Below are 14,657 nucleotides of genomic sequence, written 5' to 3' on the forward strand. Positions count from 1 at the left end.
GCTGTCTACAATAAAACACCCATGTTCCACGTGGAACATGGGTTCATACATGAATTAACTATGCTTATCCCAAAACTTCCTGAAGTTTTTCGCAATCTCGATGGTGTTGCGTTTTGCCTTGCTGGAAATTGGCGTGATGTTGATAAAGCCATGACTCTGGTCTGGGTAGTCCACATACTGGACCTTGACGCCATTCTGTCTGAGTTTGTGGCTATAAATCTCACCTTCATCATGCAGCAAGTCATGTCCAGCAGTAAGGACATAGGCAGGCGCCAGTTTTTTAAGATTGCCATAGGTGGGAGAAACAAGGGGATTATCCAAAGCAACATTGTGCTGGGTTGCATAGTATTCGGTCACATAATCGACATCCTTGCTGGTAAGGACCAGGCCCTGACCATAGGCATAGAAAGATGGGTGACGACTTTTGAAGTCAACCGTAGGATAGATGAGTAATTGTGCCTGTGGTGCATAGGATTTTCCAGCAGCGTGCTGTGCAACGACGGTACTGATATTACCCCCTGCGCTGTCGCCCGCCACAGCAATACGGTTTTTATAAATTTTAAGTTGACGGCGGTTCTGGTAAGCCCACGCCAAGGCGTCCTCACAGGATTGAATCAATTGTTGTGGTGATGCCTCAGGGGCAAGGGGATAGTCAATACTGAGCACTTGTACTTTTGCATACTTGGCAATAAGGCGACAGACTTCATCATGGGTATCCAAGCCACCCACCACAAACCCACCTCCATGATAATAGACAATCATTGGGAGTTTTTCATTGGGTGCGGGATGGTAGTGTCTCGCAAATACGGTTCCGCTTTGTAAAGGTAGGCGGATATCTTCAACAGATTCAATAGAGGTTGGTTTATTTAGGATCGCAAGCATTTGTGCATCGAACTGTCGTCTTGATTCAATCGGATCATCACCAATAAAGCCTATACGTCCCTGCTTGATCTGAGCGGCCACAATACATTTGGTAAATGCGTCCAAGTCTGGGTATTGGTAAGGGTATCCTAAAATCCTGGCTATCGACTCTTGTACAATCTTGGGCAGCTTATCAAGCGCTCGTGCAGCAGGACCTTGTCTTTTATCTAAAAATGTTTGAATTTTCTGAGGTAATGCTGACACGTTTTTCCCCTGTTCCGCTCTGTCCATTGTTCTTATCCTCTTTGACTATATGCCTGAATAAAGTCATAGATCAAGATCAAGCATTTAAAAAACATCTTGTAAACTAAAGGTCATATCTGAAAAAGTCATTAACCATTTTGCTTATCCATACTTGCTTTTTATGTCAATAAAAGTGATTTGCTTCATATATTTTCCCTCAATAACATCGAATACAAACTTTTTGTCTGTAGGGCAACATCATTGCGGTTTTGCCTATTAAGGCTTAGTATTGATTTGTTTGTCTCCTCTAATAGGAAACACTTTAAATTGCAATTATTGCTGAATAAACACCCTGGATTAAGATAAAATGTTGCACATCTTACAACAATCATAATAAACACGGATACCTTAAAAGCCATTCAGGTCTTTGTCTGGATTGCCATGATACCCATAACCACTACTGGACCCTGTTTGATACAGATCAGCAACCGCAAAACTATCCATTAAATGTTACGTTCAAAAGCAATGATGTGATTCCACTTCATCAGATCTGCTTCAAGGCGCAGGGCGTTGCCATGCTGCCCACCCTGCTGGTGCGACAGCATATTGCACAACAACGTTTGCAACAGGTATTTACAGATTTTTCTGCACCTAACCTTGTCGTTAGTCTATCATCAAGGCAACATTTACCGAAAATCACACAAGAATTTATTGCTTTTGTCATCGAAAACTTAAATTTTTACTTCAATCAGCATAATTAAAAGATTTAAATGAACCTGAACGCTTGAATTTTGTCGTGTTGCCCATACCTCATCCGTATCTATGAATGACCAATATGTGGCAGTTCAGGTTTAACCCGATGAGCACTTATGCCAAAAGGACTGTACATGTTTGAGAACTTTTTTAAACGGAGATCATCAATGGCTAATGAGCACAATGAGCAAGCTCAAGACATTCAAAATGAGCAACAAACTGAACAAACTCAAGCTGAAAGTGTAGAGCAGGCAAACGAGCTTAGCGTTGAAGATTTACAGGCTCAGATTAGCAAGCTTGAAGAAAGCCTAAAACTTGAAAAGGTGCGTACCGCAAATGCTGTGTATGAAGCACAAAAAAGTGTGGAGCGTATCCAGCGTGAATCGGAAAAGCACAAAGATACGGTGCTGGAAAAGTTTGCCAAAGAATTACTGGATTCTGTCGATAATCTTGAACGCGCAATTCAAGCCGCTGGCGAAGAACAGACACCTGTACTCGAAGGCGTGAAACTGACCCTGAAATCCCTTTTGACCACACTGGAAAAATTTGGCGTGGTTGAGGCGAATACCCAAAATGGCTTCAATGCCGACTTACACCAGGCAGTAGGTATTGATCCAAATGCCAAGGCCAATGAGATTGGTACAGTGTTGCAGAAAGGGTATACCCTGAATGGACGTTTACTCCGCCCAGCGATGGTGATGGTGGGTCAATAATCCACAGAGCAAAGTATTTATTTGCTCAAAAATGTAGAATTTTGAAAGTTTTTTGATTTTTTTTCATAAAAATGCTTGAAAAAAACCAATTGACTCTCATATCAAATAACAAGCAAAACATTGCAACAAAATTTTAGAGGAACACACCAAATGGCGAAAATTATTGGTATTGACTTAGGTACTACCAACTCATGTGTTGCTGTACTTGAAGGCGATAAAGTAAAAGTAATCGAAAACGCTGAAGGCGCACGTACAACTCCATCGATCATCGCTTATAAAGATGGCGAGATCTTAGTGGGTCAAAGTGCTAAGCGTCAGGCTGTAACCAACCCGAAAAATACATTATTCGCGATTAAGCGTTTAATCGGTCGTCGCTATGAAGACCAAGCGGTACAAAAAGATATCGGTCTTGTACCTTATAAAATCATCAAAGCAGACAATGGTGATGCTTGGGTTGAAGTAAACGATAAAAAATTAGCACCTCAACAGATCTCTGCTGAAATCTTGAAAAAGATGAAGAAAACTGCAGAAGACTATTTAGGTGAAACCGTTACTGAAGCTGTTATTACCGTTCCTGCTTACTTTAACGATGCGCAACGTCAAGCAACTAAAGATGCAGGTAAAATTGCAGGTCTTGATGTTAAACGTATCATTAACGAACCAACTGCTGCGGCTCTTGCGTTCGGTATGGACAAAAAAGAAGGTGACCGTAAAATCGCGGTTTACGACTTAGGTGGTGGTACATTCGACGTATCAATCATTGAAATCGCAGACCTTGATGGCGACCAACAAATCGAAGTGTTATCAACTAATGGTGATACGTTCCTTGGTGGTGAAGACTTTGATAACGCGTTGATTGAATTCTTGGTTGAAGAGTTCAAGAAAGAACAAAGTGTGAACTTGAAAAATGATCCACTTGCGTTACAACGTTTGAAAGAAGCTGCTGAAAAAGCAAAAATCGAGCTTTCTTCATCAAATGCAACTGAAATCAACCTTCCATATATCACCGCTGATGCAACTGGTCCTAAACACTTGGTGATCAATGTAACGCGTGCAAAACTTGAAGGTTTAGTTGCTGACTTAGTAGCTCGTACGATTGAGCCTTGCCGTATTGCGCTTAAAGATGCTGGTCTTTCGACTTCTGACATCTCTGACGTGATCTTGGTTGGTGGTCAGTCTCGTATGCCACTTGTACAACAAAAAGTACAAGAATTCTTTGGTAAAGAGCCACGTAAAGACGTGAACCCTGACGAAGCAGTTGCGATCGGTGCTGCGATTCAAGGTGCGGTATTGTCTGGTGACAAAACTGACGTTCTTTTATTAGACGTAACACCTTTAACTTTAGGTATTGAAACAATGGGTGGTGTATTAACACCAATCATTGAGAAGAACACCACGATTCCTGCGAAGAAATCACAAGTGTTCTCTACAGCTGCTGACAATCAACCTGCAGTAGATATTTCGGTTTACCAAGGTGAACGTAAAATGGCTCAACAAAACAAATTGTTGGGTAACTTCCAATTAGGCGATATCCCACCTGCTCCACGTGGCGTACCGCAAATTGAAGTATCTTTCGACATCAATGCTGACGGTATCTTAAAAGTATCGGCTAAAGATAAGAGCACGGGTAAAGAGCAATCAATCCAGATTAAAGCGAACTCAGGTTTGTCTGATGCTGAAATCGAAGCAATGATTAAAGATGCTGAAGCGAATGCTGAAGAAGACCGTAAATTTGAAGAGTTAGCGAAAGCGCGTAACGAAGCAGATGCTTTAGTCTCTAGCTCGAATAAAGCAGTTAAAGATCTTGGTGATAAAGTCACTGAAGATGAAAAAACTGCGATTGCTACTGCGGTGTCTGAGCTTGAAGCAGCAACCAAAGAAAATGATGTTGAAAACATCAAAGCGAAAACTGAAGCTTTACAAAACATCTTGATGCCAATCACCCAACGTGCTTATGAACAAGCACAAGGTGCTGGCGGCGCAGAAGGTTTTGATCCAAATGCATTCCAAGGTGGTGATGCGGGTCAACAACAAAAAGCTGACGATGGCGTTGTAGATGCTGAGTTCACAGAGGTGAAAGATGACAAAAAATAATTTGTCTCTTTAACAAAAGACCGCGCGAAAGCGCGGTTTTTATACTTTCTATTCTCTGTACACGACAAATTTCATAGGATCCTTGTCCTATCAGGCTTTTTCTTTCTTAAAATTGCTAGCACTTTCTTAAATTCTTCTTTTTTTCCAAAACCAATCAAACGTAGAATAGCCATTTGAACATAGTCCAAACCGTAGCGAAATAAACTTACTGAAAGTCGTCCATGCTTCTTTATTTTTATCGCTTTTTTTCGATCATGTTGCCATTCACCTGTTAAATAGCACCAACAGAAACCGATAGCTAGCACTGCTATCAATTTCTTGACTCGTCCAGGGTCTGTTAAACGAGTATTTTCAAGATTGAATCCACGTCCTTTGAGACAACTAAATAAGGTTTCGATTTCCCAGCGTAATGCATAATCACGAATAGCAGAAGCATTAAACATAGGAGAAACAACAAGTAAAAGTTCTCCATCTTCTAATCGTAGCGCACTAATATACAGTTTTACTCGACCAACCCAAATACGTCGTTTACGACATTCAGTTTGACCAACTTGAAGATGACGAAATAAATCACTAATTTTATGATTCCTGGCTAAGTGATTGGTCACAATAAAGTTTTTTTAACACGTATACAGAAGTTAATGTCATTTTCAATTAACCATGTAAACCATTTCTCACCGATAAATTCTCTGTCTGCGAACACATTCACAATACGGTCTTTACCAAAAATAGAGATAAAGCGTTGAATCAAAGCAATACGCTCTTTTGTATCTGAATTTCCACGTTTATTGAGCAATGTCCAAACAATAGGTATCGCTATTCCACGATAGACGATGGCTAACATCAAGATATTGATATCTCGTTTTCCCCATTTCCAATTGGTTCTATCTAAAGTCAGTTGCACTTTGTCGAATGAAAATATATTGAAAATTAACTGAGAAATTTGACGATAATCAAAATACTGATCTGCAAAGAAGCGTTGTATACGTCGATAAAATGATTGTGGTAAGCACTTGATGGGTAAGGCTTTAGATGCAGAAGAAAGATTACATGTCTGTTTTACAATTAATGCAATCATAATCAGTGTAAAACATTTTACATGTGACTTGTTCCACTTTAGATATTTGTTTAAGATGAGATGTAACTCATTGAAATGTGTCATCATATTCGTCGTCAGAAAACAAGTATTATGCCATTATTTCAATGAGTTATCTTTTTTTGTCGTGTACAAAGCTTTCTATTTTATTTATTTTGATCAAAATACAACTCACCCAAAATCGGCATAAATAATGGTTCGACTCCAGAAGCTTTTATTTCTTCTAAAAATTCGGGAATATTTACACCAGGTAATAATTTTGGTGGTTGATCAATAGGCGTGAGCATCGTATCCCAATGACATGGAATAATATATTTAGGTTTCAGCAAGCGCACGACATCTTTGACATAGTTCGGGCGATATTTGCGTCCAATCGCACATAGACAAACAATATCTGCTTGCCTCCCCTGTAATTCTTGTTCAATAAAATCAGCTGAATCAATATGCACCACACTGAGCTTGCCCGTATGAATCCACCAGTTGAAGACCTGACCATGCCGTAAATGATGAAATTTCGGCGGATAAGGCGGAGGTATGGTCATATCCCCTGGTAAAGGCACGCGACCAAACAAGGCTTTGCCATGAATGGATGGCAAACCCACAACTTGCCATTTTCCACAGTCAATGGTTTCCCGCCCTTTTGTTTCAAGCATCTGCTGTTCAAACAGCCCTGCTGAGCGTCCATACATTAAGCTGGCCTGTGAACCAATTAAGCGCGCACCCGTTTGTTTACACACCTCTGGTGCATCCAGAATATGATCGTAATGCGCATGGCCAATCAGCACCTCATCCGCCTGGGGAATATATTGCCTTACCAATGCTGGATCACTCAATAAAGGTTGGGTAAAGGTCTGCCACAGGCTTGGACGGCTAATAAAGGGATCGAGCACCACCGTGCGATGCTGGTCAGACAGGATAAATCCCGCTGTCCCCAAATACCTGATTTTTAAATTTTCAACTGTTGCCTGAGCTGGCGATGCAGCAGCCCATCCCGCCTCGGGAGCTTTAAGTAAATATTTCAGCATCCTCATTCCTTGGTCTTTTTCTATTCATCCATGTTTTATCAATTCATTAAAACAGAATCAGAAGAATGATTATATATTTTTCAGTGTTCTTGCAATTTTGTTATAGTTGACCGACTGAGCGTTTAGACAGAGATGTCTTGCACTGTTTTGCATCATATTAACCAGAAGAACATAAAATAGAATGACTCGTGTTTTTTTAATGTTGGGGTTGGCATTTTTTCTATTGTGGTCGGGTTATCAAACCCGCCAACATCCTCAACTCAAGTTTAATTCGCTCACAGATCGTATCACCCACCCTCTTGATACACGGCTACGTTATCGTATTGCCGAAGTTGACCCACGTTTTAAACTCAGTGTTGAGCAGGTCGAGGCGATTAGCCAGCAAGCCACGCAGGTCTGGAAAGATGGCACTGGAAAGGATTATTTTGTTTATGACCCGAATGCACAGCTCGCGATTCATTTAATCTATGATGAACGGCAGTATGAAAGTGAGCAACGTCGGGAACATTTAAGCCGACTCGAAACCAATCAACAGCAATGGCTAAATAAAAAGAAGCAGCTTGACCAGATCGAACAAGAAGTCCTGCAAAATAAACAGATATTGGAACAAAAACAGCTACAACTGGACCAACAGATTCAATACTATAATCAGGAGCGACAGATTGCCCAACGTAGTCCCTCCTCTTCTGTCAATGCTGAATACTTCCAGCAGCGACAACAGCATCTACAGCAAAATATTGAGCAACTACAGCAGGAAATTGGTCAATACAACCAAAAAATCAGTCAACTCAACCAGCAAATTGATGAACTGAATGCGCTTGACCAGCAATTAAATGCCTCTGTTAAGCAATATAAACAGCGTTTTCAGCCCCATTTATTTCATAAAGGTCTATTTAATGGCAAACAAATCCTGATCTATGAATTTGAATCGGAGGATGACCTACGCCTGACACTGGCACATGAACTGGGCCACGCGCTGGGTCTGCAACATACTGATGATCCCCATGCACTGATGCATCCAGTCATGAAAGATCAGGATATTGCCCACTTTCGTTTAACCCAAGCAGACCGCGACCTACTGCTGGCAAGATAATTACCGCATAGTCCGACTCTGTTAAAGATGGAAATTGTAATGGTCAAGTAAAATCAGACACAGGCATATTCAAAATCACTCATTTTTTGTTCAAATAAATTGGGGGACAAATAATTGAGTGTGGAATGTAATCGCACCTGATTATAAAACCTCGCAATGTAGTGCGTAATGTCTGTAATCGCTTCATCATGGTTGGCATAGTCCTGCCACCAAACACGTTCCATTTTCAGGTTTAAAAAGAATCGTGCCATTACCGTATTATCGTAACAAAGCCACTTATGGCTCATACTGCACTCAATCCTATATCTATTGAGTAAATCCTGATATTGTGTCGAGCACTACTGTGAGCCTCTGTCCGTGTGCATAATCAAGCCTTTAGGCGGTTGTCGTGTCGCAATCGCATGTTGTAACGCTGCACACACCAAATCCGCAGTCATGCGATTTGACATACTGTAACCCACAATCTTGCGTGAATATAAGTCGATTACCGCTGCAAGTAAAACACACCCACGATCCAAAATCCCTCATGTATCCACGTATCAAGCAACAAGATGCGAAGAACTTCTAACTCGCAGATGTCGATCTGGAACTACTCAGCTTTTCTCGTTGAGTCTCTGTTATAAGGATATGAGAAATCTATAAGCTGATGTTTTTAAAAAGATCGTAACAATCAGTCGATTCTTTTGATTTATTCATGTTATTGTGGTGTCAAAACATCATCTTAGTCTTAATGGAGATCAGCATGAGTTATTATCATATCCTCATTGAAGTGAATGACCACATCAGTACCATTGAACAGACTCGTGATGTTGAAATCCTGGATATTCAGGATATTAGTCCTTATCTCCACTCTATTTTAATCCCTTATTTCAATGAGCAGGAAATCGAGCTTGAAGATGAAAACGTTGCTTATGACGAAATCCTGCATCTGGAAGTGAAGCAGACCCTTTTACCGATTGAACATCTGATTGAAGAAGAACAAAAACAGTTGCCAAGTGACACTGATGTGACCATCACGGCCTATGAAATTTTTAATGACCGTGATTTAAGTCAGGATGTGACCGCGGTGATTTTTGATATTCTGGAAGCGGTTAAACTGGACGATGCGCCATAAGTAAAAAAGGTCTGCATTTTGCAGACCTTTTTTGATGAACACATTATTATTGCATCATCTGCTTGGCTTGTTCCTGACGGAACGCCCGTAAAATCTGCTGCCCTGCCCGACCTGTTGGTTTTAAACCCAAACGGGTTTGTTCCTGCTGAATCGCCTGACGGCTTTTATCACCAATCAAACCATCTACGGCCCCAATGTCATAGCCCCGCTGAATCAGGAACTGCTGGATTTCACGACGTTCTGCACGTGAGGTACCAGCATCATCTGTTGGCCAGGCAGTTAAAAAAGGTGTTCCACCCCTTAAACGGTCGGATAGATGCGCAATTGCCAATCCATAGCTTTCCGCTGCGTTATAGCTATAAATCGCATCAAAGTTTTTAAATACCAAAAATGCTGGGCCATTGGCACCTGCGGGTGTAATCAGTCCTGCTGGCGTACTGCCTGACAAATTGCCCTGAATCAATGCCGTACCATCCGTACGGGTTACGCCCTGCGCAATCCAGCTATTCAGTGACCTTTTATTACGACGGCTTTCGCCTGCAATTGACACACCTTGTGGAATTTTGACTTCAAAGCCCCATGGCATGCCAGTTTGCCACCCTGCCCGTTTTAGGAAATTGGCAGTTGAAGCGAGAGCATCTGTGGTGCTTGAAACCAAATCACGGCGGCCATCCCCATCAAAGTCCACCGCCAGACGCTCATAGGTGGATGGCATGAATTGGGTATGACCAAAAGCACCTGCCCAGGAACCATAGAGTTGATCCTGAGTTAAATCACCGCGTTGTAAAATCCGCATGGTGGCGAAGAACTCGCCACGGAAATAACTTTGGCGGCGGCCCTCACAGCTCAGTGTCCCCAAAGCCTGCAATAAAGGATATTTACCTGAAATGTCCCCGTAATTACTTTCCACACCCCACACTGCCACCACCGTTTCAGCAGGAACACCATAGGTCTGTTCCACACGGTTCAGTACCACACGATGCTGGGCCAGTTTTTGCTGCCCAGCCTGCACACGCTCGTTATCCACAAGCCCAGACAGATAATCCCAGATCGGGGTCGAAAACTCAGGCTGATAATTTAATTTATCAATGACTAAATAATCAGGACTTAAATTTTGTGTATAGCGATCATAGGTTGAGCCAGAAACACCTGAAGCAATTGCCTGGGAGCGTAAATTTGCCAGACAGCCCTGAAAACTGGAAGTTGACATATAGCTGCCTGTTACAGGTGCCGTCGTTATAGCGGTGTTGCTTGCCACCTTTGCACCATTAATAATGAGTTCTGCGTGTGCTTGATTAAAGAAAGCAAATAAGGCAGTGCCTATAAATAAACAAAAATGATGTTTCATGTCTTAACCAGAGTTTTTAAATTTAAATTTCTTATTCACCTTAACATGCAACTGCACCATGTTCCGTTTGCAATCGTAACTTTGAATTCATTTATTGTGTTTTAAATTTAAAACCTGCAATCATTTTTGAATTTAAAAATAATTCCTATATTTTGAATTCAAATTTCACCCTGTACTTTAAATTCAAAAACACAAAATAAATTTATCCACAATCCAGACTAATCATTTAACTTAAAATAAAAACACCATCATGATTTTAAATTTAAAAACTGACAGATATTTTGAATTTAAACTGCAAATGCTCCATTTACATCGTTTTAAATTCAAAATTGCAAAACCAAGTTATCCACACGCTCAATATTTTGCATCCATTTCAGGTTTTAAATTTAAAACTTTAAATTTAAACATCCGTCAATAAAAAAGCGACCCGAAGATCGCTTTTTTATCTATTGTGGATAAGTTTAGAGGTTCATATCCGTTGTTAATGCCAATGGCACAGGTAAAATCTGAGCTAATTGGCAGCATAACACGGTCAATTCATCACTATTGTTTGGCATCAAAGTAATATGACCAAGCTTACGACCAGCACGCTCAGACTTATTATAAAGATGTAAATGCGCGCCTTTGAGTGCTAAAACATCTTCTGATTTAGGGTGTTGACCAATGATATTGATCATCACTGTTGGACGCACAACATCGGTTGCTCCAAGCGGCAAGCCTGCTACTGCACGAATATGATTTTCAAACTGTGAGCAAATTGCGCCCTCAATCGACCAATGTCCTGAATTATGAACACGACATGCCATTTCATTGGCATAAAGCCCTTGTTCAGTTACGAATAATTCAAGCGTCAGCACACCCACATAATTAAGATGATTCAACAACCGAGTAATATAGTCTTGTGCAACTGGTTGTAAATCTGTGCTATTTGGTGCAGGAACAATCGAGTGAGAGAGAATACCATTGTGATGATGGTTTTCGGCGAGTGCCCATGTTTTGACATCACCATCTTGACCACGTACCGCAATAATGGATACTTCACGGCTGAATTTCACAAAACTTTCTGCAATCAAGCTTTTGGCAGGCCCTAATTCAGCCCAAGCCGTATCAATTTGATCCTCTGAACGTAATACAAACTGACCTTTACCATCGTAGCCACCTGTTACGGTTTTTAAAATGATAGGTAATCCAAGCTCAGCCACGGCTTGCTTTAAGCTCTCTAAGCTATCCACAGCACGATACGGCGCAACTGGAATACCAAGTTCGTCAAACAAACTTTTTTCTGCCAAGCGATTTTGTGCCGTCGCCAAGGCAAGGCGAGGAGGGTGCAGTGTCTTAGTTTGGGTCAAAACATCTACATCAGCAACAGGCGTATTTTCAAATTCAAGGCTGAATACATCGGCACTTGCGATGAAATCTTGTAATGCTTCTGGATTTTTACTTGAAAATACAGGACCTAAAATAGCTGCTGGGCAGTCTGTTTCGGCTTCGAAAAAGCTACATTGAATATTGAGTGGTAAAGCTGCTTGCGCCATCATGCGGCCAAGCTGTCCACCACCAAAAATACCGATGGTTTTATTCATGATTGGCCCCGTTATACTTGACCAGGAACGTTATTGTTCGATACTTTTTCCGTTTGAGCTGTGCGGAAATCAGCTACATTTTTAGCAATATCTGGGCGGGTTAAACCTAGAATTTGCGCTGCAAGAATTGCCGCATTGGTTGCACCAGCCTGACCAATAGCCAAAGTACCTACCGCAATACCCGCTGGCATTTGTACAATCGAAAGCAATGAATCCACGCCATTTAAAATTGAAGATTTAACAGGCACGCCAAGCACAGGCAAATCAGTTTTAGCAGCACACATCCCAGGCAAATGTGCAGCGCCACCAGCACCCGCAATAATTACCTGAATACCACGATCGCGTGCTGTTTCAGCATATTCAAATAAACGATCTGGCGTACGGTGCGCAGAAACCACCTCAGCTTCAAAAGAAACACCCAATTGTTTGAGCATGTTAGCGGTATGTTCAAGGGTTGCCCAATCTGATTGAGAACCCATGATAATTCCGACTAAAGGTTGGCTATCTGTTGCGACCGCATTCATTGGCTTTTCCAAAACATGATAAAAATAGGAAAATGTCTCGACTCACGCCAAGCACAAAGGAATAAACTGGCAAATATTATAGCGGTTTTTTCAGGCATCCCCAAATAAAGAACATCTGGGCAGTATCCGAAAAATTAGCTTTGGTTACGAAACACAAAATAGACACAGCCCATCAAACAAAACATCGCCCAGACATAATCCAGTTTAAAAGGCTGCTTAAACAGGAAAATCATAAAGGGCACAAATACAATCAGCGTGACCACTTCCTGTGTAATTTTCATTTCCCCCAGACTCCAGCCATGCTGACTTAACAGTTTGGTTGCAGGAATCATAAAACTATATTCCAGCAGGGCAATACACCAACTAAACAGGATCGCTTGCCAAAGCGGGGCATCGTGTAAAATTTTAAGATGCCCATACCATGCCAAAGTCATAAAACAGTTGGAAATGATCAATAGGCATAACGCCAGCAGAGGGAAGCTCAACATAATGTCCTTTGTAAAATAATATTTTAAAAATAATGGAATTTTATCATTCCTCAACGTCATTATAAGTAAAGAACAACAACGAATTTTGACTATCTTTTCCATAGCAGCCTTGCTATCTTTTGAGGCAAATTTTTAACTGCATAACACACGTTGATTGCGTGATTGGATAGAAGAGAGAAGCACGATGCATCTGCATATTTTGGGTATTTGTGGCACATTTATGGGGTCTTTAGCTCTATTGGCACGAGATTTGGGACACAAAGTCACAGGTTCAGATGCCAATGTTTATCCACCAATGTCAACTCAACTGGAAAATGCAGGCATTGAACTGATGCAGGGCTATGATCGTAGCCATTTACAACCGCATCCCGATCTTGTAATTGTGGGCAATGCCATGAAACGTGGTATTGATGCGATTGAATATATGCTAAACGAGGGTTTGCCTTATATTTCAGGTCCACAATTCTTGGCAGACCATGTACTGCAAGGCAAACATGTACTTGGTGTGGCGGGGACACATGGTAAAACCACAACCACGACCATGCTGGCTTGGGTGCTGGATCAGGCAGGTTTAAATCCTGGTTTCCTGATCGGTGGCGTACCATTGGGTTTTAGCGAAAGCGCACGTTTAGGTGGTGGTAAATACTTCTGTGTTGAAGCAGATGAGTACGACTCTGCCTTCTTCGATAAGCGTTCTAAGTTTGTTCACTATCACCCTAAAACAGCGATTTTAAACAACCTTGAATTTGACCACGCCGATATTTTTGATGATCTGGCTGCCATTCAAAAACAGTTCCACCATTTAGTGCGTACCATTCCAAGTGAGGGTCGTATTATTGCCCCGATTACTGAAAGCAATATTGATGAAGTACTAGCACAGGGCTGCTGGACACCTGTCATTCGTACCAGTCTTGAAGCAAATGACCAAGCCGCTTTATCTGCTGAATTGATCAGTGCCGATGGCAGCCATTTTAACGTGCTTGAACACGGCAAAGTAATTGGCGAAGTGAAATGGAATATGACAGGACAGCATAGTGTTGCCAATGCCTTAGCCACCATTGCCGCTGCTCAGCATGTGGGTGTAACCATTGAACAGGCTTGTAAAGCCCTATCTAACTTCGGTGGAGTAAAACGCCGTATGGAGCTATTGGGAACGGTGCGTGGCATCGAAGTCTATGATGACTTTGCCCATCATCCAACTGCAATTGAAACCACACTGGACGGCGCACGTAAGCGTTTAGGCGAGCGTAAACTTTGGGCGATCATTGAGCCACGCTCCAACACCATGCGTATGGGCAGCCACAAAGATGGTTTGGCACATTCAGCGCGTTTAGCCGATGAAGTGATCTGGTATCAACCAGAGGGCTTGGACTGGGATTTACAACCTGTGATTGCCGCATCCTCAAACAAGGCCGAAGTCAGCCGTTCTTTGGATGAGATCATTGCCCGTGTGGTGAATGAAGCAGGCGAGGGCGATGCTGTTGTGATCATGTCCAATGGTGGTTTTGGTGGGTTGCATCAGAAGTTGATTACCGCTTTATCGTAATCTAGCCTATAGCACACTTTCATAATTCAATCTTGTCACGGTATTTACTACCGTGACAGGCGGCATGGATGCCGCCCGTTGAGCAGGGGTGACATGGATGTACCCTCTGCTCAACAAAAGATTTTTTTTACTTTTCATCTTTGAAAAGTAAGGAAACGCCTATACCCAAACAACTC

The 14,657-nt window shown here is 41.8% G+C and carries 12 protein-coding genes and 2 pseudogenes; 6 read left to right on the top strand and 8 right to left on the bottom strand.

Annotated features, from left to right (window positions below; translation table 11 throughout):
* Positions 1–54: 54 nt before the first annotated feature.
* Entirely contained in the window at positions 55–1,125 is a 1,071-nt protein-coding gene (locus F967_RS02210) for an alpha/beta hydrolase (protein WP_212749254.1), read from the bottom strand.
* Between the two features lie 383 nt (positions 1,126–1,508).
* Between F967_RS02210 and F967_RS13485 the strand changes: the two are divergent.
* The 3 genes and pseudogenes from F967_RS13485 to dnaK all read left to right on the top strand — a co-directional run.
* Positions 1,509–1,865 (top strand): annotated as a pseudogene (locus F967_RS13485) (LysR substrate-binding domain-containing protein); the annotation flags it as partial.
* Between the two features lie 159 nt (positions 1,866–2,024).
* Positions 2,025–2,570, top strand: a complete 546-nt coding sequence (gene grpE, locus F967_RS02220) for a nucleotide exchange factor GrpE (protein ID WP_004797888.1) — start codon at positions 2,025–2,027, stop codon at positions 2,568–2,570.
* A gap of 150 nt (positions 2,571–2,720) precedes the next feature.
* Complete coding sequence (dnaK, locus tag F967_RS02225) at positions 2,721–4,664, top strand: molecular chaperone DnaK (RefSeq protein WP_004797890.1); 1,944 nt, start codon at positions 2,721–2,723, stop codon at positions 4,662–4,664.
* 71 nt (positions 4,665–4,735) lie between these two features.
* On the opposite strand, the gene F967_RS14030 is transcribed toward dnaK, so the two are convergent.
* A protein-coding gene (locus tag F967_RS14030; RefSeq protein ID WP_155756395.1) for an IS4-like element ISAba33 family transposase occupies positions 4,736–5,826 on the bottom strand; the annotation gives its coding sequence in 2 pieces (ribosomal slippage) (positions 4,736–5,286 and positions 5,286–5,826; 1,092 coding nt in all).
* A gap of 80 nt (positions 5,827–5,906) precedes the next feature.
* Positions 5,907–6,785, bottom strand: a complete 879-nt coding sequence (locus tag F967_RS02240; protein ID WP_004675399.1) for an MBL fold metallo-hydrolase — start codon at positions 6,783–6,785, stop codon at positions 5,907–5,909.
* 181 nt (positions 6,786–6,966) lie between these two features.
* Here F967_RS02240 and F967_RS02245 point away from each other — a divergent pair, with 181 nt between their 5' ends.
* On the top strand, positions 6,967–7,878 hold the full coding sequence (locus F967_RS02245) for a matrixin family metalloprotease (protein ID WP_004797892.1): 912 nt from the start codon (positions 6,967–6,969) through the stop codon (positions 7,876–7,878).
* Positions 7,879–7,931: 53 nt separating this feature from the next.
* Here F967_RS02245 and F967_RS14435 read toward each other — a convergent pair.
* Positions 7,932–8,387 (bottom strand): annotated as a pseudogene (locus F967_RS14435) (IS3 family transposase); the annotation flags it as partial.
* A gap of 221 nt (positions 8,388–8,608) precedes the next feature.
* Here F967_RS14435 and F967_RS02255 point away from each other — a divergent pair.
* Positions 8,609–8,992 (top strand): hypothetical protein, encoded by a 384-nt coding sequence (locus F967_RS02255; RefSeq protein ID WP_171062072.1) that lies wholly within the window; start codon positions 8,609–8,611, stop codon positions 8,990–8,992.
* Between the two features lie 46 nt (positions 8,993–9,038).
* Here F967_RS02255 and F967_RS02260 read toward each other — a convergent pair whose 3' ends face one another.
* From F967_RS02260 to F967_RS02275, 4 genes are all read right to left on the bottom strand, one after another.
* Positions 9,039–10,340 (bottom strand): lytic murein transglycosylase, encoded by a 1,302-nt coding sequence (locus F967_RS02260; protein ID WP_004797896.1) that lies wholly within the window; start codon positions 10,338–10,340, stop codon positions 9,039–9,041.
* 461 nt (positions 10,341–10,801) lie between these two features.
* Positions 10,802–11,923: a 5-(carboxyamino)imidazole ribonucleotide synthase gene (locus F967_RS02265; protein WP_004797902.1), complete on the bottom strand. Its 1,122-nt coding sequence runs from the start codon at positions 11,921–11,923 to the stop codon at positions 10,802–10,804.
* An 11-nt stretch (positions 11,924–11,934) separates the two neighbouring features.
* Positions 11,935–12,447 (bottom strand): 5-(carboxyamino)imidazole ribonucleotide mutase, encoded by a 513-nt coding sequence (gene purE, locus F967_RS02270; RefSeq protein ID WP_004797904.1) that lies wholly within the window; start codon positions 12,445–12,447, stop codon positions 11,935–11,937.
* Positions 12,448–12,581: 134 nt separating this feature from the next.
* Positions 12,582–12,935: a DMT family protein gene (locus F967_RS02275; RefSeq protein ID WP_004760281.1), complete on the bottom strand. Its 354-nt coding sequence runs from the start codon at positions 12,933–12,935 to the stop codon at positions 12,582–12,584.
* Positions 12,936–13,119: 184 nt separating this feature from the next.
* On the opposite strand from F967_RS02275, the gene mpl reads away from it, so the two are divergent.
* Positions 13,120–14,481 (top strand): UDP-N-acetylmuramate:L-alanyl-gamma-D-glutamyl-meso-diaminopimelate ligase, encoded by a 1,362-nt coding sequence (gene mpl, locus F967_RS02280; RefSeq protein WP_004683869.1) that lies wholly within the window; start codon positions 13,120–13,122, stop codon positions 14,479–14,481.
* The last annotated feature ends 176 nt before the right edge of the window (positions 14,482–14,657 follow it).

Origin of the sequence: Acinetobacter sp. CIP 102637 (genome assembly GCF_000368425.1) — a bacterium.
Lineage (GTDB): Bacteria > Pseudomonadota > Gammaproteobacteria > Pseudomonadales > Moraxellaceae > Acinetobacter > Acinetobacter parvus.

Coding starts and splice junctions, on each gene's coding strand:
- grpE (WP_004797888.1), top strand. CDS start 2,025: ATGGCTAATGAGCACAATGAGCAAGCTCAAGACATTCAAAATGAGCAA.
- dnaK (WP_004797890.1), top strand. CDS start 2,721: ATGGCGAAAATTATTGGTATTGACTTAGGTACTACCAACTCATGTGTT.
- F967_RS02240 (WP_004675399.1), bottom strand. CDS start 6,785: ATGCTGAAATATTTACTTAAAGCTCCCGAGGCGGGATGGGCTGCTGCA.
- F967_RS02245 (WP_004797892.1), top strand. CDS start 6,967: ATGACTCGTGTTTTTTTAATGTTGGGGTTGGCATTTTTTCTATTGTGG.
- F967_RS02255 (WP_171062072.1), top strand. CDS start 8,609: ATGGAGATCAGCATGAGTTATTATCATATCCTCATTGAAGTGAATGAC.
- F967_RS02260 (WP_004797896.1), bottom strand. CDS start 10,340: ATGAAACATCATTTTTGTTTATTTATAGGCACTGCCTTATTTGCTTTC.
- F967_RS02265 (WP_004797902.1), bottom strand. CDS start 11,923: ATGAATAAAACCATCGGTATTTTTGGTGGTGGACAGCTTGGCCGCATG.
- purE (WP_004797904.1), bottom strand. CDS start 12,447: ATGAATGCGGTCGCAACAGATAGCCAACCTTTAGTCGGAATTATCATG.
- F967_RS02275 (WP_004760281.1), bottom strand. CDS start 12,935: ATGTTGAGCTTCCCTCTGCTGGCGTTATGCCTATTGATCATTTCCAAC.
- mpl (WP_004683869.1), top strand. CDS start 13,120: ATGCATCTGCATATTTTGGGTATTTGTGGCACATTTATGGGGTCTTTA.